Origin of the sequence: Bosea sp. OAE506, from assembly GCF_040546595.1 — a bacterium.
Taxonomy (GTDB): domain Bacteria; phylum Pseudomonadota; class Alphaproteobacteria; order Rhizobiales; family Beijerinckiaceae; genus Allobosea.
On sequence record NZ_JBEPOB010000001.1, the window covers coordinates 4,552,098 to 4,570,328 of the forward strand.

Sequence of the window (18,231 nt, forward strand, 5' to 3'; positions counted from 1 at the left end):
CAAGAGCGCGGGAGGCGCGACGCCCTCTTCCTTCTCCCGGATGGGAGAAGGAAGAGGGCCTGCCCTTTCAGATGGAGGTCAAGCGGCTCCGCTGCGCCCTTTTGATTGGCGGCGGGCCCTCATCCCTGCCCTTCTCCCATCCGGGAGAAGGGTTCCCCGCGCTTTACGAATGCCGCGCGAGCACCGTCTTCACACCCTCGACCAGCCCCTCGACCGGCACGGAGAACTGCGCCTCCGCCTGCTTGGCCTTGTGCTCGGCGGAATCCTTCACGTCGCGAGAGGCGGCGGCGAGTTCAGCGCCGAGGATCAGATCCTTGATGACGACGGTCCCGGCATCACGTTCCGAAGACCCTTGAATAATGGCGCAGACCGCGCCGCGGCGGTCGGCATACTTCATCTGGGCGTTGAAGCCGGATGAGCCCAGATAGAGGTCTGCGCGGCAGAGCGGCTTGCCGTCCTCGCCCTTGGCTTGGCGCAGCGTCGAGACGAAAGCCTGATAGCCCGGCATGAACTCCGGCGACTTGTTGTCCATGGCGGTGACGACGACGAGGGGCAGTTCGTTCTTCTGATCGACGATGGGCGACTTCACCGCCTTCAGCGCGGTGTAGAGCCGGGACACGCCGATCGAGAAGCCCGTCGCCGGCACGGGCTCGGGTCGGAAGCGGCCGACCAGCCCGTCATAACGCCCGCCACCCGCGACCGAGCCGAAGCGCACGACCTGCCCGTCCTCATTGGTGACCGGGAAGGTCAGTTCGACCTCGTAGACCGGGCCGGTATAGTATTCGAGGCCGCGGACGACGGAGGGGTCAATGCGAATGCGGTCCAAGCCATAGCCAGCGGCTGTGATAAGCGCGTGAATTGCGTTCAAATCCTCCATGCCCGCTTGGAATGAAGGATTTAGAGCAATCTTCGAAACGAGCGCCTGCATTTCCCCTACGCCGCCGTCTGTGGGCAAGAGAGATCCGCCACTGATTTGGACAGTAGTCACTCCAAAGGCGTTCAAGACTGCATCCGATTGAATTTTGGACAGCCCCGCGCCCTTCGTAAAATCTCCGCTCTCGTCCTTCCGACCCTCGCCGAGCAAAAGGCGCACGCCCTCCGGCCCGAACTTGTCGAGCTTGTCGATCGCGCGCAGCACCGTCAGCCGGCGGCCGGCATTCTCCTCGCCGCCGAGCCCGATCGCCTCCATCACGCCGTCGAGCACCTTGCGGTTGTTGACCTTGACGACATAGTCGCCGCGCTTGATGCCGAGCGCCTCCATGGTGTCGGCGGCGAGCATGCAGATCTCGGCGTCGGCGGCCACAGAACCGGCGCCGACGATATCGGCGTCGAACTGCATGAACTGGCGGAAGCGGCCCGGGCCCGGCTTCTCGTTGCGGAAGACATAGCCGGCGCGGTAGCTGCGATAGGGTTTCGGCAGCGCGTCGTAATTCTCCGCGACATAGCGGGCGAGCGGCGCGGTCAAATCGTAGCGCAGCGAAAGCCACTGCTCGTCATCGTCCTGGAAGGAGAAAACGCCCTCGTTCGGGCGGTCCTGGTCGGGCAGGAACTTGCCGAGCGCATCGGTGTATTCGACAAACGGCGTCTCGACCGGATCGAAGCCGTAGCGCGAGAAGCTCTCGCGGATGACCGCCAGCATGCGCTCGGTGGCGGCGACATCGGCCGGGCCACGATCGACGAAGCCGCGCGGCTGGCGGGCCTTCAGCTTGGCGGGGGCGGGCTTGTCCACGGACATGGGCGTTCGTTTCGTGTGTTCGACGGCGGGATTGGGCCGTTCGGTAGCTTGCGCGGGCGGATGGGGCAAGCCGTTGCCCGTCATTCTCGGGCGTCGCCCTCGGGTCCGACCTTCGTCGGCCCAAGGATGAACTCCGCGCAGACACGAGAATCTCCGGACGGACGAGCGCGGGAGCCTCCCTCGGACTGAGATGCTCGGGTCAAGCCCGAGCATGACGTGCGTGTCTATTCCGCCGCCACCCGCGCCACCTCCCGCAGCGGGCGATCTGCGAACCCGGCCTGCGCCAGTTTCTCTGGCAGCGGCCCTCCCGTCGCCCAGTCGAGCAGTTCGGCAGTGTGGACCACCGGGGTGGTGGCGCCGCGGTCGGCGAAGCCCTTGGCTATCTGGGTCATGCAGCCGATATTGCCGGTGGCGACAAGCATTGGCTTGGTCTTCTGGATGTTGCCGACCTTGCGCTCGCGCAGCTGGCCCGCGATCTCCGGCTGGAGGATGTTGTAGACACCGGCCGAGCCGCAGCAGATGTGGCCCTCCGGCGCCTCCTTCACTGCGAATCCGACGCCCGAGAGCAGGCGCTTGGGCCCGTCCTTGAGCTGCTGGCCATGCTGCATCGAGCAGGCCGAGTGATAGGCGATCAGTATGGCCATATCCCGGACGGGCACGAGGTCGAGCGTCGCGACGAACTCCGTGACGTCCTTGGCCAGCGCCGAAACCCGCTCCGCCTTGGCGGCATAGGCCGGCTCGTTGCGGAACATGAAGCCGTAATCCTTTATCGTCGTGCCGCAGCCGGACGTGGTGATCAGGATGGCGTCGAGCCCCTTGCCCTCGATCTCGGCGGTCCAGGCATCGATGTTGGCGCGGGCAAATGCGTGGGCGTCGTGCTCGCGGCCCATATGGTGGACGAGCGCGCCGCAGCAGCCCTCGCCCTTCGGCAGCACGACCTCGACGCCGTGCCGCGTCAGAAGCCGGATCGTCGCCTCGTTGATGGCGGGGTCGAGCACCGGCTGGGCGCAGCCGGAGAGGATGGCGACACGCTTGCCCGCAGGCGCGGCGGCGGGGGCGAATGTCTGCGGCCCCTCCATCGGCGAGCGGGAGGGCAATTTGGAGGGCGCCAGCGCCAGCATCGCCTTCAGCCGCGCGCCCACCAGCGGCAGGGCGCCGAGCGCCGGTTCCAGAGGCTTCGCCAACATTGCGCCGAGCATCGCGACCCGGAAGCGGCCGGGATAGGGCAGGATCGCGCCGAGTACGCGCCGCAGCAGATTGTCGTGCCAGGAGCGCTCATAGGTCTCCTCGATATGGGCGCGGGCATGATCGACGAGGTGCATGTAGTTCACGCCGGACGGGCAGGTCGACATGCAGGAGAGGCAGGAGAGGCAGCGATCGACATGCTTCACGACCTCTTCGGTCGCAGGCTTGCCGTTCTCCAGCATGTCCTTGATCAGATAGATGCGCCCACGGGGGCTATCGAGCTCGTCGCCGAGCAGAAGATAGGTCGGGCAGGTCGCGGTGCAGAAACCGCAATGCACGCAGGTCCGCAGGATCTTTTCCGAGGCCGGAAGCCTGGGGTCCGAGGCGAGATGGGCAGGGCTGAAATTGGTTTGCATGGTCTATCCGTTTCGCCTGCCCGTCATGCTCGGGCTTGCCCCGAGCATCTCCTCCCGAGATATTCTCGGGTCTGCGCTTCGCTCCGCCCGAGAATGACGGCGCACGTCACACCCCTGCATACATCCGGCCGGGCTCGAAGATGCCCGCCGGATCGAAGCTCGTCTTGATGCCCGCCGTCACCCGCATCAGCGGCTCAGCCAGCGGCTCGAACACCGGCACGCTCGCGCGGATCGCGGCCGGGGCACGCACCAGCGTGGCATGGCCGCCCAGCGGCCTGACCGCGGCACGGATGGCGCTCGCGGCGGCATCCTCACCGGCGGGGACCGCGAGCCAGACCAGCCCACCGCCCCAGTCGTAGAACCAGCGCGCGCCCGGCACCCGCGCCGCGATGGCCGCCGTCGCCTTCGGGCCGTCTGTCGGTGCAAGCGAGAGCCGCCAGACCGCCTCCTCCGTGCCGGCGAAGACGCGGGCGTCGCGGACATCGCGCCAGAGTTCGACCGTATCCTGCCCCTCGATCCGCTCGGGGGTGCCATGGACCGCCAGCAGCGCGATCAGCTCGCGGCTGCGATAGTCGATCGAGTCGGAGAAGTTCTCCAGCCGCAGCAGCGTGCGGGGCTGCTCGGCACCCATACCGGCCGGCAGATGCGCGGCGGCGAAGGGCTCATAGGGCGAGCCGAGCGCGGTGCAGAGCAGCGCGACCGCCGCCTCGTCCGAGAGGCCGCGCCAGGCCAGCGTCAGGATGCGCTCCGGCCTCGGCAGCACGCGGAAGGTGACCTCGGTGAGGAAGCCGAGCGTGCCGTAGCTGCCGGCCACGAGCTTCACCAGGTCGAGCCCGGTGACGTTCTTCATCACCCGACCGCCGGATTTGATCGCCTCGCCGCGACCGTTCACCAGCCGGATGCCGATGAGGGAATCGCGCGCCGCGCCGGCATTGATCCGGCGCGGGCCGGAGATGTTGCCGGCCGCGACGGCGCCGATGGTCGGCTCGCCTTCGCTGCCTAGCAGCGCGCGGTGGTCCATCGGCTCGAAGGGCAGCATCTGGCCGCGATCGGCCAAAGTGCGCTCGACCTCGGCCAGCGGTGTGCCGGCGCGCGCGGCGATGACCATTTCGGCCGGCTCATAGAGCGTGATGCCGGTAAGGCCGGCGCTGGAGAGCGTGCTCTGCGTCTGCGTCGGGCGGCCGAGCCCGGCCCGCGTGCCGCCGCCGCCGATCGACAGGGGAACGCCGCTGTCGATGACCGATTTCACGACGGCGCAGGCCTGCGCCTCGGTGGTGGGGATGTGGAGGGTCATTCGCGCCCTCCTGTCTTTCCGGGGCTTCGCGCAGCGAAGAACCCGGAACCCACGACCGGGCGAGCGGCGTCGCATTCCGCGCGAACGCGGACGATCAAACAAATTTCAACCAGTCGTGGGTTCCGGGTTCGGCCCAGAGGGCCGCCCCGGAATGACAGGGTGGCACGATGCCCCTCAAGCGAGCCCTTCATAGAGATCTTTCCATTCGGGGTTCATGTCCTCGATCAACTTGATCTTCCAAGCCCTGCGCCACTTCTTCAACACCTTCTCGCGGTCGATGGCATCCCGGATGTCTGCGAACTCTTCGTACCAGACCAGACGATCGACATCGTAACGGCTCGTGAAACCGGCGTTCTGCTTCGCCTTGTGCTCATGGATTCGCCTGGCGAGATCGTTGGTGACGCCGAGATACAGCGTGCCGCTTCGTTTGCTAGCCATGAGATAGAGGAAGTAGGCCATCTCTCACCCGGTCGTCGGTTCCGGGTTCTCGCTTCGCGAGCCCCGGAAAGACAATTAGGCCGCCACCCGCCCTTCCAGCGGAAACACCTTCGCCGGGTTGAGCAGCCAGCGCTGGTCGAACACCGCCCTCACCCGCATCTGCTGGTTCAGATCCTCGGGGTTGAACTGGAAGGTCATCAGGTCACGCTTCTCGATGCCGACACCGTGCTCGCCGGTCAGGCAGCCGCCGACCTCGACGCAGAGCTTGAGGATGTCCATGCCGGCATCCTCCGCCTTCTGCGCCTCGATGGGGTCGTTGCAGTTGTAGAGGATCAGCGGGTGGAGATTGCCGTCGCCGGCATGGAAGACATTGGCGACGCGCAGGCCATAGCCCTTCACGATCTCGGCCATGCGGCGCAGCACATAAGGCAGCTGGCCGGTGGGGATGGTGCCGTCCATGCAGATATAGTCGGCGATGCGGCCGGTGGCGCCGAAGGCGGATTTGCGGCCTTTCCAGATCGCGGCTGCCTCCATCGCAGACTTGCTCTCCTTCACCGTCTTGACGCCGTGCTCGCGGGCAATCGTGACGATGCGGGCGAGCTGGGCGTCCATCTCGATGTCCGAGCCCTCGACCTCGATGATCAGCAGCGCCTCGACATCCATCGGGTAGCCGGCATGGGCGAAGGCCTCGCAGATCTCGATGGCGGGCTTGTCCATGAACTCCATCGCCACGGGGATGATGCCCGCGCCGATGATGGCAGCGACCGCCGCACCGGCCTGCTCGCTGGTCGGGAAGCCGAACAGCACGGGCCTGGCGCCCTCCGCCGCGCGCAGGATGCGCACCGTCGCCTCGGTGATGATGCCGAGCTGGCCTTCGGAGCCGTTGATCAGGCCGAGGATGTCGTAGCCGGCGGCATCGAGATGGGCGCCGCCGACCTCCACGATGCTGCCATCGAGCAACACCATGGTGACGCCCAGCACATTGTTGGTGGTGACGCCGTATTTCAGGCAGTGCGCCCCGCCGGAGTTCATGCCGATATTGCCGCCGATCGAGCAGGCGAGCTGGGAGGACGGGTCGGGCGCATAGAAGAAGCCCTCGGCCGAGACCTCGCCGGTGACGGCGAGATTGGTGACGCCGGCCTGCACCTTCGCGGTGCGGTTGGCGTAGTCGATGGCGAGGATGCGGTTCATTTTGGAGACGCCGATGACGACAGCATCCTCCTGCGGGATCGCGCCGCCGGCGAGCGAGGTGCCCGCACCGCGCGGCACCACCGGCACGCCCTGCTCGCCGCAGAATTTCAGCACCGCCGCGACTTCTTGCGTCGTCGAGGGCAGCACGACCGCCAGCGGCAGGCGGCGATAGGCGGTCAGCGCGTCCGTCTCATAGGGGCGGCGCTCATCCTCGGCGGTGATCAGCGCGGCGGGCGCGACCAGCCGGGCGAGGCCGGCGACGATCTCCTCGCGGCGCGCCAAGATGCCCGGATCGGGCAGCGGAAAGGCGATGGCGGACATGATGCGGTCTCCCCGGGGCGAACGGCACGCAGCCTAGACCAATTCGAAACGACTTGCAGTGCGACCGACGCGCATGATCTTTTCCACAGTCGAAAAAATCGACGGGGGATCTGTGCAGCCATGGACCGGTTCGGTGACCTCGACGTCTTCGCCCATGTCGTCACGGCACGCAGCATGTCGGCGGCCGGGCGGCAGCTCAACCTGTCGCCGGCCGTCATCTCCAAGCGCATCCGCCGGCTCGAGGAGCGGCTGGGCGTGCGGCTGCTGCAGCGCACGACCCGGCAGTTGTCACTGACCGAGGCCGGACAAGGCTTCTATGAGCGCGTGGTCTCGATCCTGTCCTCGATCGAGGACGCGGAGGCCTGGGTCGCCAGCGGGGCTGGACAGGCGCGCGGCACGCTGCGCGTTTCGGCGCCGACCTCCTTCGGGCGGCTGCACATCGCGCCCCATCTGAAGCCCTTCCTCGACGCACATCCGCTGGTCAGCGTCGAACTCGTGCTCGGCGACGGCTTCATCGACATCGTCGGCGAGGGCTTCGATCTCGCCATCCGCATCGCCGATCTCAGGGATTCGAGCCTGGTCGCGAAGCGGCTGGCGCCGAACCACCGCGTGCTCTGCGCGACGCCGGGCTATCTCGCCACGGCGGGCGTTCCGGCCACGATCGAGGACCTCTCGCGCCACACGCTGATCGCCCATAACACCGACCACTGGAAGCTGGATGGCCCCGCCGGGCCGGTCACGGTGCGCGTGGCCGGCCCATTGCGGACGAATTCCAGCGAGGTCGTGCGCGAGGCGCTGCTGGCGGGGCTCGGCATCGCGCTGCGCTCGACCTGGGATGTCGGGCCGGAGCTGAAATCGGGGGCTCTGCAGCGGGTGCTGCCGGCCTATTCGGTCGGCAGCCGCGTCGCCATCCACGCGGTCTATCCGAGCCGCCGGCACATGGAGCAGAAGGTGCGCGCCTTCGTTGATTATCTCGGCGAGCTCTATGGCCAGACGCCCTATTGGGACGCCGGGCTGACGCTGTAATCGTGAGATGGGCCCATCGCCCCCCAAGGTGGAGACAGAATCGATGTTCGGCATTCTCGAAGGCACGGGCTCGACCGTGCTCGATCCCCGCTTCCACCGCGTCATCCCCGGCTCGGCGCGTGTCGAGCGGCTTTGGACCGGCTCGCGCTGGGCGGAGGGGCCGGCCTGGTTCCGGGCGCACAACACGCTGGTCTTCTCCGACATCCCCAACGACCGGATGATGCGCTTCGACGCGATGAGTGGGCAGACGAGCGTGTTCCGGCAGCCGGCGCGCAACAGCAACGGCAACACGGTCGACGCCGAAGGCCGGCTCGTCACCTGCGAGCATGGCGGGCGGCAGGTGACGCGCACCGAGCCTGACGGTTCGACGACCGTTCTCGCCAGCCATTGGCGGGGAAAGCGGCTGAACTCGCCCAACGATGTCGTGGTCAAGTCGGACGGGTCGATCTGGTTCACCGACCCCGATTACGGCATCCTCAGCGACTATGAGGGCAACAAGGCCGAGAGCGAGATCGGCGCTTGCAACGTCTACCGGATCGACGGAGCAAGCGGGGCGCTGACCATCGTCGCGGATGATTTCGTCAAGCCGAACGGGCTGGCCTTCTCGCCCGACGAGCGCATCCTCTACATCGCCGACACCGGCGCCAGCCACGATCCGGTCCATGGGCCGCGCCATATCCGCGCCTGCGAGGTCTGTGCCGACGGCACGCGTCTGACCGGCTCGCACGTCTTCGCCACCTGCACGGCCGGCCTGTTCGACGGCTTCCGGCTCGATATCGAGGGCCGGATCTGGACCAGCGCCGCCGACGGCGTGCACATCTACGACCCGGATGGGACGCTGATCGGCAAGATCGCGATCCCCGAGGTCGTCGCCAATGTCTGCTGGGGCGGGCCGCGGCTCAACCGCCTGTTCATCTGCGGCACCAGCTCGCTCTATGCCGTGATGACCAACACGAACGGGGCCGTATGGCCCGGCGACCGCTGACCTGACGAAGCCCTCGCGATGACATGTTCGCGAGGGCGCCGGCTGTGGCACACAGCTTGCTGAACTGCATGCACCTTTCCCTCCGGAGATGCATGCATGTTGAAACGATTGGCATTGTCGGCCGCCATCGCCCTTTCGCTCGCCAGCGGCGCACGGGCCGAATCCGTGGTGCGTTACGGCATTTCGCTCGCCGACATCCCGCTGACCTCGGGCCAGCCCGATCGCGGCGCGGGCGCCTACAAATTCACCGGCTACACCATCTACGACCCGCTCGTGGCCTGGGAGATGGATGTCGCCGACCGGCCCGGAAAGCTGATGCCGGGGCTAGCCACCGAGTGGAAGGTCGATCCGAGCGACCAAAAGAAGTGGCTGTTCACCCTGCGCGACGGCGTCAAGTTCCATGACGGCTCGGCGCTGGACGCCGCCGCCGTGGTCTGGAACCTCGACAAGGTGCTGGATGAGAAGGCGCCGCATTACGACCGCCGCCAGGCCGCGCAGGTGAAGCCGCGGCTGCCGTCGGTGGCGAGCTACCGCGTCGTCGACGCCAAGACGGTCGAGATCACCACCAAGGCGGTCGATTCCTTCTTCCCCTACCAGATGCTCTGGTTCCTGGTGTCCTCGCCCGCGCAATACGAGAAGGTCGGCAAGGACTGGGACAAGTTCGCGATGACGCCCTCGGGCACCGGCCCGTTCAAGCTCGACAAGTTCGTGCCGCGCGAGCGCGCCGAACTGGTCAAGAACGCGGACTACTGGGACAAGAAGCGCCTCGCCAAGGTCGACCGGCTGATCCTGCTGCCGATGCCGGAGGTTCTCGCGCGCACCAACGCGCTGATCACCGGCCAGGTCGACATGATCGAGACGCCGGCGCCCGATACCGTGCCGCAGCTGAAGTCGGCCAAGATGCGGATCGTCGAGAACGTCACGCCGCATGTCTGGAACTACCATCTGTCGGTGGCGCCGGGCTCGCCCTGGGCCGATGTGCGGCTGCGCAAGGCGCTCAACCTCGCCATCGACCGCGAGGGCATCGTCGCCCTGCTGAACGGGCTCGCGCGCCCGGCGATCGGGCAGGTCGACCCGACCAGCCCCTGGTTCGGCAAGCCCACCTTCCAGATCAAGTACGATCCGGAGGCCGCCAAGAAGCTGCTCGCCGAGGCCGGCTATTCCAAGCAGAAGCCGCTCAAGACCACCTTCGTCATCGCCCAGGGCGGTTCGGGCCAGATGCAGTCGCTGCCGATGAACGAGTTCATCCAGCAGAACCTCAAGGATGTCGGCATCGAGATCGGGTTCAAGGTCGTCGAGCTCGAGGTGCTCTACACGCGCTGGCGCAAGGGCGCGAAGGACGAGATGAACGCCGACGTCTCCTCCAACAACATCGCCTATGTTACGTCGGACCCGCTCTACGCGATCATCCGCTTCTTCCATTCCAGCCAGGTCGCGCCCGTCGGCGTGAACTGGGGGACGTGGTCGAGCCCGGCGGTGGACGCCCTGCTCGACGAGGCTGCCAAGAGCTTCGACGTCGCCAAGCAGGACGAGCTGCTCGCCAAGGCGCACAGCCTGATCGTCGACGACGCGGTGCTCGGCTGGGTCGTGCACGACACCAACCCGCATGCGCTCTCGCCGAAGGTGAAGAAGTTCGTGCTGGCCCAGCACTGGTTCCAGGACCTGACGACGATCGGCGTCGACTGAGCCTAAGCCACCCGCCGGGGCCTCAGCGCTCCGGCGGGCGGTTGCCGACCCGGTCGAGCAGGAACGGCATCGCGAAGCCGATGATCAGGAAGCGCATCAGGTGGTGGGACCCGACATAGAGCGTGTCGAGCCCCATCGCGAAGGCGAGCATCGCCATGGCCTCCAGCCCGCCGGGAGCGAAGGCGGTCATCGAATCGGCATAGGACACGCCGGCGAGCAGCGCCGCCGGCCAGGCGAAGGCGAAGGCGACGCCGAGCGAGACGAGCAACCCGCCCGCGGCCAGCGGAAACAGGCCCAAAAGCTCGCGCCGCGGAATGCCGCCGATGCGTCCGCCCATCGTCGAACCGAGCATCACCAGAACCGCGATCTGCACCGCCGGCGGCAGGCTGCCCTCGACGAGGCCGGTGCCATGCGCCACGGCGCTGGCGAGCGTCGCGCCGAACATCATCGGTGCTGCGACGCCAATGCGGTCGAGCACGAGCCCGACGCCGAATCCGGCGAGCAGCAGCAGCAGCATCGTCCAGGCATCGAGGATCTTCGCCGGCGGCGCCGGAACGTCGGGATGAAGTCCCGTCAACTGCATCAGGCTGGGCAGCAGCGCGACCAGAACGAGCAGGCGAAACAGCTGGACCACCGAGATGCGGCCGATATTGGCGCCTTTCGACTGGGCCACCGCCAGCACCGTCGCCAGGGCGCCGGGCGCCGCCGCAAGCAGCGCATCCAGCCAGGTCCAGCGGGCGACATAGCGCAGATAGGCGCCGGTGGCGGCCATGATGCCGGCCATGGCGAAGAGCAGGACGATCAGGGAGGCCGGATAGCGCACGGCTGCGGCCAGCGCTTCCGGGGTGGCGGACGCGCCGATGATCGTGCCCGAGAGCAGCACGGTGGAATCGAACCAGGAGCGGCGCAGCGTCGGCAGGGGTCGCACGAACGCAACCAGCGCACTCAGGATCATGGCGCCGGACAACCAGGCGGCCGGTGCCCCCAGAAGCGAAAACAGCGCCCCGCCGATGGCGGCGATGGCGATGACGACCGCTTCGCGGGACAGGACCGTCAGCGTCGTCGAAGAATGCCCCGGTTGCGCCATGATGCCCCGCCGCGCTGCTGCAATGCAGCATGACTGTCATGGCGAGAGGCCGCGCCGGGGTCAATTTGGTGGGCGGCCCACGCAGCGCACGGCCGTCATGCGCGCCGGGCCTGCCCCGGCGCTCCGCCGCGCCCGGCTCAGCCGGCGAGAGCCCGCTGCAGCCTCGCGACCGTCTCGACCAGGTCCGATGCCTTGCGGGCGAAGCAGAGCCGCAGGCCCGTCTCGCCGCCGGGGCCGAAGGCGGTTCCGGGCGCGAGACCGACATTGGCGCGATCGACCAGATCGATGGCGAGCGCCCGGCTGTCCTCCCAGCCATCCACCGAGAAGAACTGGTAGAGGGCCCCGTCGGGCGGGGACAAGGTGACCCGATTGGTCGCCTTCAGCCCTTCCGCGATGATCCGGCGGCCTTCCGTGGCGCGGGCGATCTGCTCGGCGACGAAGGGCTCGCCCTCGTCGAGCGCGGCGATGGCGGCCCGCTGGACGAAGACCGGGGAGCCCGAGGTCGCATACTGGATCAGGTTCTCGATCACCTGGCCGAAGGCCGGCGGGGCCTCGATCCAGCCGATGCGCCAGCCCGTCATGGCCCAGTTCTTCGAGAAGGTCTGGACGAACAGGACGCGGTCTTCCGGATCCATCACGTCGTGGAAGGAGGCCGCGCGGGCCGAGCCGTCATAGACGAAGCGGGCATAGATCTCGTCGGCGATGATCCAGAGGCCATGCCGGCGGGCGAGCGCGAGGATGGCCGCCAGTTCGTCCTTCGTGGCCGTCCACCCGGTCGGGTTGGCGGGCGAGTTGATGGCGATGGCGCGCGTCTTCGGGGTGATGGCGGCGGCCAGCCGGCCAAGATCGAGCGAGAAGCGGCCCTGGACATAGTCCATCGGCACATTGACCGGGATCGCTCCCGCAACGCCGATCGCGGCGCCGACATTCGGCCAGGCCGGCGTGGGAATGACGACCTCGTCGCCGGGGCCGGTGACCATCCGCACGACGATCTGTACCGCCTGCATGCCCGAGCCGGTGATAAAGAAGGAATCCATCGAGAAGGGCCGGCCATAGAGCGCCGTGTGATAGCGCGCCAAGGCCTCACGCAGATCGGGGATGCCGCGCTGCCAGGTGTAGAAGGTTTCTCCGGCCGCCAGCGAGGCGTTGGCTGCCCGGGCGATGAAGTCCGGCGTCGGCAGGTCGCCCTCGCCGACCCAGAGCGGGATCAGCCCTTCCTTCATCCGGCCGTGGTTGACGACCTCGACGATGCCGCTTTCGGGAGCATGGCGCGCCTCGGGGCGCAGCGACGACAGCAGGCTGGCGCCCGCAGGCGTGACGGTCGACATCGGGCAGGACCTCGCGAGTGTGGAGAGGCATGTTTAGCCGATTGCGCGGGCGCCCGGCATGAAAACGCGAGATCGACCCGATCGGCCGCAGTGATGAGTCACCGCGGCCGATCGGTCGGCTCAGACGCTCTTCTGCTTCAGCAGATCGCGGATCTCGCCGAGCAGCACGACGTCCTCGGCCGGTGCGGGGGGCGCCTTGGGCTCCTCCTTCTGCGACTTCTGCAGCTTGTTGATCGCCTTGACCACGAGGAAGAGGACGAAGGCGATGATCATGAAGTTCACGGCGATGGTGATGAAGTTGCCATAGGCCAGCACCGCGCCCTGCTTGCGGGCCTCGGCCAGCGTCGTGGCGGTGATGCCGCTGTTGAGACCGATGAAATAGTTCGAGAAATCGACCCCGCCGAGCGCGCCGATGAACGGCATGATGATGTCGTTGACCAGCGAATCGACGATCCTGCCGAAGGCGGCGCCGATGATCACGCCGATGGCGAGATCGACGACGTTCCCCTTCAGCGCGAATTTCTTGAATTCCTCGAGCATTCCTCGGCCCCCTTTCGATGTGGAGCGGCCGATTCTGTCGTGCCGCCTGATGTGCGGGGGTGACGCTAGAGGAAGTTGGGGTCAGGTGGAAACCTGTTTCCTCCGCGCGTGCCCGTCCTCTAAGGTTTGGTCGGTGACACGGCTGCGATGGAGGCAGAATGATCCCCGCCTGGTCCGTGGTCCTGGTCGCGCTGGCCTATCTCTGCGCGCTCTTCGCGATCGCGCATGCGGCCGACACCTCGGGCCGGCGCCTCGTCGGCGGCCGCGCCCGGGCGACGATCTACGCGCTGGCGCTGGGCGTCTACTGCACCTCCTGGACCTTCTACGGATCGGTCGGCTTCGCGGGCCGCGCGGGGCTCGATTTCCTCGGGATCTATGTCGGGCCAATCCTGGTGATCGGCTTCGGCCACCGCTTCGTCGGGCGGATCGTGGGCATCGCCAAATCCCAGAACATCACCTCGATCGCGGATTTCGTCGGCGCGCGCTACGGCAAGAGCGAGCGTGTTGCGGCACTGGTCTGCCTCGTCGCCGTGATCGGCGCCCTGCCCTACATCGCGCTTCAGCTCAAGGCGGTGGCGAGTTCGCTCTCGGTGCTGCTCGCGGCGACGGGCGGGCGGCCGGCGGCGGCCGATGCGCCGGTGCTGACCGACCTCGCCTTCCTGGTGGCGATGGTGCTCGCCGGTTTCGCCTGCGCCTTCGGCACCCGCCATATCGATGCCACCGAGCACCAGGACGGGCTGGTGCTGGCAATCGCGGTCGAATCGCTGGTGAAGCTCGTGGCTTTCCTCGTGCTCGGCGTGTTCGTCGTCTACGGGCTCTATGACGGTGCGAGTGATTTGTTCGCTCAGGCCGCCCATCTGCCGGGTGGCGCGCCCCCGATCTGGGAGCGGACGTCGAACTGGCCGACCTTCCTGACGCTGACGCTGCTCTCCTCCTGCGCCGCGCTGCTGCTGGCCCGGCAGTTCCACATGACCATCGTCGAGAACCGCGATGCAGCCGATGTCCGCCGCGCGGCCTGGATGTTCCCGCTCTACCTGATCCTGATCAATCTCTTCGTCCTGCCGCTGGCGATGGCGGGCGAGTTGCTGATGCCGGGCGCCGGCATCGACCGCGACATGACCGTGCTGCTGCTGCCGCTGCAGAAGGAAGCCGGGCTGATCGCGCTACTGGTCTTCGTCGGCGGGCTCTCGGCGGCAACCGCGATGGTGATCGTCGCCTCCGTCGCGCTGGCGATCATGATCTCCAACCACCTCGTCATGCCGGTGCTGCTGCGTGGCCGGCGGGCCCTGAGCGACCCGGCGGGGTCAGCAACCGCCGGCGAGACGAAGACGGTGCGCCACGGCACGACGGGCGGCGATCTCGGCTCGCAGGTCGTGATCATCCGGCGCGTCGCCATCCTCTGCGTCATCCTGCTCGGCTACGCCTATTATCGAGCGGCCGGCGAGCAGGCGCTGGTGGCGATCGGCCTGCTCTCCTTCGCCGCGACGGCGCAGATCGCGCCGGCCTTCTTCGGCGGCCTGCTCTGGCGGCGCGGCACGGCGTTGGGCGCGGCGGCCGGGCTGATCGTCGGCATCGCCACCTGGGCCTACACGCTGCTGATGCCGAGCCTGGTGAAGCCGGGCAGCTTCTGGGCGGATGTCGTGGCGAACGGACCGCTCGGCCACGCCGCCCTGCGGCCGGAGGCGCTGTTCGGGCTCGATCTGCCGCCGCTGCCGCATGGCGTGTTCTGGAGCCTGGGGCTGAACCTGCTCGCCTATATCGGCTTCTCGCTGCTACGGCCGGCGACCGCGATGGAACGCCTGCAGGCCAACGCCTTCGTCGAATCGGATCGCGCGACGATGGCGCAGTCCTTCTCGCTTTGGCGCTCCAGCGTCACCGAATCGGAACTGCAGTCGACCATCGGGCGCTATCTCGGCCAGGAGCGGACGCAGCGCGCCTTCGAGGGTTTCGCCAGCAGCCGCGGCGAGCAATCCCATCCGACGCGGGATGCCGACATTCACCTGCTGCGCTTCGGCGAACATCTGCTCTCGTCGGCCATCGGCGCCGCGTCCTCGCGGCTCGTGCTGTCGCTGCTGCTGCGGCGGCGCAACCTCACCACCGAAGCCGCCTTCAAGCTGCTCGACGATGCGTCCGCGGCGCTGCAGTACAACCGCGACATCCTCCAGCACGGGCTCGACCATGCCGGCCAGGGCATCACCGTGCTCGACCGCGACCTGCGCCTGCTGGCCTGGAACCAGGCCTTCATCCAGCTCTACGACCTGCCCTCCTCGATGGTGCGCTTCGGGACGGGGCTCGACGAGATCGTGCGCTACAACGCCGCCCGCGGCGCCTATGGCGACGGCCAGCAGGACGAGCTGATGGCGGCGCGGCTGCAGAGCTTCGTGCGCGACCGCGAGCCGGTCCGGCTGAAGCTGTACCCGTCCAAGAAGGTCATCGAGATCCGCACCAACCCGCTGCCCGATGGCGGCTTCGTCACGACCTATACCGACATCACCGAGGCTGTGGCGGCGCAGGAGGAACTCGAGCGCACCAATGAGAGCCTGGAGCGGCGCGTCGTCGAGCGCACCGAGGAAATCCTGCGCGTCAATGCCGAGCTGCAGCGCGCCAAGGCGGAGGCCGAGGAGGCCAACGCCTCGAAGACGCGCTTTCTCGCCGCCGCCAGCCACGACATCCTGCAGCCGCTCAACGCCGCGCGGCTCTACGCGACCTCGCTGGTGGAGCGCGACCGCGCGGCCGGCAGCCCCGATCTCGCCGAGAATATCGACGCCTCGCTCGACGCAGTCGAGGAGATCCTGACGGCGCTGCTCGAGATCTCGCGGCTCGACGGCGGGGCGATGAAACCTGAGATCACCGCCTTCCGGCTGGACGAGCTGATGCGCCAGCTCCAGCGCGAATTCGAGCCGAGCGCCCAGGAGAAGGGCCTCAAGCTCGTCTTTATGCCGACGAGCCTCGCCGTCCGCTCGGACCGGCGGCTGCTGCGGCGCCTGCTGCAGAATCTCGTCTCCAACGCGATCAAATACACGCCCAGCGGCAAGGTGCTGATCGGCTTCCGCCGGCGCGCCGGGCAGGTTTCGGTCGAGGTGCTCGATACCGGGCTGGGCATCCCGCAGGGCAAGCAGAAGACCGTCTTCCGCGAGTTCCAGCGGCTCGACCAGGGCGCGAAGGTCGCGCGCGGGCTCGGGCTGGGCCTGTCGATCGTCCAGCGCATCGCGCGCACGCTCGACCATCGGCTGACGCTCGATTCGCTGCCCGGCCGCGGCAGCCGCTTCGCCGTGCTGGTGCCGCGCGCCTCGCCTCTGCCCGAGATGAGCACCAACACGACCCCGCGCCCGGCGCCAGCCGGCCAGCTCGCGGGGCTGCGGCTGCTGGTGATCGACAATGAGCCCGCGATCCTCGACGGGATGAAGCGGCTGCTGGAGGGCTGGGGCTGCCAGGTCGCGACCGCAGCGGGCCTCGACGCGGCGCTCGCCCTGCAGAAGCGCAGCGCGCCCGACGTCGTGATCGCCGACTATCATCTCGACCATGGCAATGGCCTGACGGCGATCAGCACCGTGCGCGAGCGCTCGCGCCTGCCTCTGCCGGCTATCCTGCTGACGGCCGACCGCTCGCCGACCGTGCGCGAGGCCGCCGCGGCGCTCGACGTCCACCTGCTCAACAAGCCGCTGAAGCCCGGAGCGCTGCGGGCGCTGCTGGCGCAGTGGCGGACGACGCGGTTCGCGGCGGAGTGAGCCGCCGGGCGCTGGAGGGGCGGTTCAGGTCGCGGGGCCAGCAGCGGTGCTGCGCATTGCATCTTCCGCGGCGAGGAAGGCGGTGACATCCGGCCGCGGCGGCGGGCTTTCCGCCTGCGTCCCGATCTCGCTCATCAGGCGCGCGACAGGCACGTAGGCTCGCTCCGAGCGGTCATAGAGCGCGACCCGGACCAGCGCATGAGCCGCGATGGTCTCGGTGCCGTCCTTGCCGCGGGTCACGAGGCGGTGCTCGATCACCAGCCAGCTCTGTGTCCAGCACAGGATCTCGGTATCCAGGCGAAAGCGCTGGAAGGCGCGCAGCTCCCGGCGGAAGCGAATCATGCCGCCATTGACCACCGGCACCCAGCGGTGGCGCAGCACGGCCCGCCACAACCCCGTGCGCAGCATCACATCGGTGCGGCCGAGATCCATCAGCGACCAGTAACGGCCGTTGTTCATGTGCAGCGAGGTGTCGAGGTCATGAAGCCAGACGCGGAAGGAGAGCCGCGAGGGCTCCGCCAGCGGTTCCAACCGGGGGCGGAAGGGGCTCGTGACGAGGAGCCAGATGAGGCGGAACCAGAGATTCATGACGCACTCGCGAGAGGGAAGCCTCCGGACTGCGCGGTTGTAGCGAGCCATAGTTCATATGTAAACGATCATGCCCCCGGGCGGCGGCCGGGATGACGGCAGCTCCCCGCTGGATTATGCGCTGCACACGCCCCCGAACAGGACGCCGACCGATGCCGAGCCTGCATGTCTCCCCGCTGTCGAAGCTCAACGAGACCGTCGCCGCCGTGCGGCCCAGCCATCTCGTGACGCTGATCAATGTCGGCACGGTGGTGGAGCGCCCGGCCGGCATCGCGGAGGCCAACCACCTGTTCCTCGGCTTGTCCGACATCAGCGCGCCGATGGACGGCCATGTCGTGCCGGCCGAGGCCCACGTCGAGCGGTTCCTGGCTTTCACGCGACGCTGGGACCGCGCGGCGCCGATCCTGATCCATTGCTGGGCCGGGATCAGCCGCTCGACCGCGGCGGCCTACATCGCCGCCTGCGCGCTTGCTCCGGAGCGCGACGAGGCCGAGCTCGCCGCCCGCCTGCGGCAGGCCTCGCCCTCGGCCACGCCCAATGCCCGGCTCGTCGCCATCGCCGACGCGATGCTGGGTCGCGACGGGCGCATGCGTGAGGCGATCGCCGGCATCGGGCGCGGCGCGGATGCGTTCGAAGGCACGCCTTTCGCGCTGAAATGGGATTGAAAACGGCTCGTGCGGCTC

Annotated in this window: 14 protein-coding genes; 5 read left to right on the forward strand and 9 right to left on the reverse strand. The window is 67.9% G+C overall.

Annotation, left to right across the window (positions count from 1 at the left end; all coding sequences use genetic code 11):
- Positions 1-163: 163 nt before the first annotated feature.
- From hisS to ABIE41_RS22150, 5 genes are all read right to left on the reverse strand, one after another.
- Positions 164-1,735, reverse strand: coding sequence for a histidine--tRNA ligase (hisS, locus tag ABIE41_RS22130; protein ID WP_192642375.1), 1,572 nt, complete (start codon positions 1,733-1,735; stop codon positions 164-166).
- A gap of 224 nt (positions 1,736-1,959) precedes the next feature.
- Entirely contained in the window at positions 1,960-3,336 is a 1,377-nt protein-coding gene (gene glcF / locus ABIE41_RS22135) for a glycolate oxidase subunit GlcF (RefSeq protein ID WP_192642376.1), read from the reverse strand.
- Positions 3,337-3,442: 106 nt separating this feature from the next.
- Positions 3,443-4,630, reverse strand: a complete 1,188-nt coding sequence (locus tag ABIE41_RS22140; protein WP_192642377.1) for an FAD-binding protein — start codon at positions 4,628-4,630, stop codon at positions 3,443-3,445.
- 174 nt (positions 4,631-4,804) lie between these two features.
- Positions 4,805-5,089 (reverse strand): GIY-YIG nuclease family protein, encoded by a 285-nt coding sequence (locus tag ABIE41_RS22145; protein ID WP_192642378.1) that lies wholly within the window; start codon positions 5,087-5,089, stop codon positions 4,805-4,807.
- Positions 5,090-5,143: 54 nt separating this feature from the next.
- Complete coding sequence (locus ABIE41_RS22150) at positions 5,144-6,580, reverse strand: FAD-binding oxidoreductase (protein ID WP_192642379.1); 1,437 nt, start codon at positions 6,578-6,580, stop codon at positions 5,144-5,146.
- A 120-nt stretch (positions 6,581-6,700) separates the two neighbouring features.
- Between ABIE41_RS22150 and ABIE41_RS22155 the strand changes: the two genes are divergently transcribed.
- The 3 genes from ABIE41_RS22155 to ABIE41_RS22165 all read left to right on the forward strand — a co-directional run bounded on the left by ABIE41_RS22155 (position 6,701) and on the right by ABIE41_RS22165 (position 10,277).
- Positions 6,701-7,606 (forward strand): LysR family transcriptional regulator, encoded by a 906-nt coding sequence (locus ABIE41_RS22155; RefSeq protein ID WP_192642380.1) that lies wholly within the window; start codon positions 6,701-6,703, stop codon positions 7,604-7,606.
- A gap of 43 nt (positions 7,607-7,649) precedes the next feature.
- Entirely contained in the window at positions 7,650-8,591 is a 942-nt protein-coding gene (locus tag ABIE41_RS22160) for an SMP-30/gluconolactonase/LRE family protein (RefSeq protein ID WP_192642381.1), read from the forward strand.
- Between the two features lie 96 nt (positions 8,592-8,687).
- The gene (locus ABIE41_RS22165; protein WP_192642382.1) at positions 8,688-10,277 is read left to right on the forward strand and encodes an ABC transporter substrate-binding protein; all 1,590 of its coding nucleotides are present in this window, start codon (positions 8,688-8,690) and stop codon (positions 10,275-10,277) included.
- Between the two features lie 22 nt (positions 10,278-10,299).
- Here ABIE41_RS22165 and ABIE41_RS22170 read toward each other — a convergent pair whose 3' ends face one another.
- From ABIE41_RS22170 to mscL, 3 genes are all read right to left on the reverse strand, one after another.
- Positions 10,300-11,364 carry an AbrB family transcriptional regulator gene (locus ABIE41_RS22170; protein ID WP_192642383.1) on the reverse strand — a complete coding sequence of 355 codons (1,065 nt, stop codon included), beginning with the start codon at positions 11,362-11,364 and terminating at the stop codon, positions 10,300-10,302.
- 137 nt (positions 11,365-11,501) lie between these two features.
- Positions 11,502-12,692, reverse strand: coding sequence for a pyridoxal phosphate-dependent aminotransferase (locus ABIE41_RS22175; protein WP_192642384.1), 1,191 nt, complete (start codon positions 12,690-12,692; stop codon positions 11,502-11,504).
- Positions 12,693-12,812: 120 nt separating this feature from the next.
- Positions 12,813-13,232: a large conductance mechanosensitive channel protein MscL gene (gene mscL, locus ABIE41_RS22180; protein WP_192642385.1), complete on the reverse strand. Its 420-nt coding sequence runs from the start codon at positions 13,230-13,232 to the stop codon at positions 12,813-12,815.
- 158 nt (positions 13,233-13,390) lie between these two features.
- Between mscL and ABIE41_RS22185 the strand changes: the two genes are divergently transcribed.
- The gene (locus ABIE41_RS22185; RefSeq protein ID WP_192642386.1) at positions 13,391-16,960 is read left to right on the forward strand and encodes a NahK/ErcS family hybrid sensor histidine kinase/response regulator; all 3,570 of its coding nucleotides are present in this window, start codon (positions 13,391-13,393) and stop codon (positions 16,958-16,960) included.
- Between the two features lie 24 nt (positions 16,961-16,984).
- Here ABIE41_RS22185 and ABIE41_RS22190 read toward each other — a convergent pair whose 3' ends face one another.
- Positions 16,985-17,548, reverse strand: coding sequence for an acyl-CoA thioesterase (locus tag ABIE41_RS22190; RefSeq protein WP_192642387.1), 564 nt, complete (start codon positions 17,546-17,548; stop codon positions 16,985-16,987).
- Positions 17,549-17,700: 152 nt separating this feature from the next.
- Between ABIE41_RS22190 and ABIE41_RS22195 the strand changes: the two genes are divergently transcribed.
- Positions 17,701-18,213: a tyrosine phosphatase family protein gene (locus ABIE41_RS22195; protein WP_192642388.1), complete on the forward strand. Its 513-nt coding sequence runs from the start codon at positions 17,701-17,703 to the stop codon at positions 18,211-18,213.
- Positions 18,214-18,231: the final 18 nt, after the last annotated feature.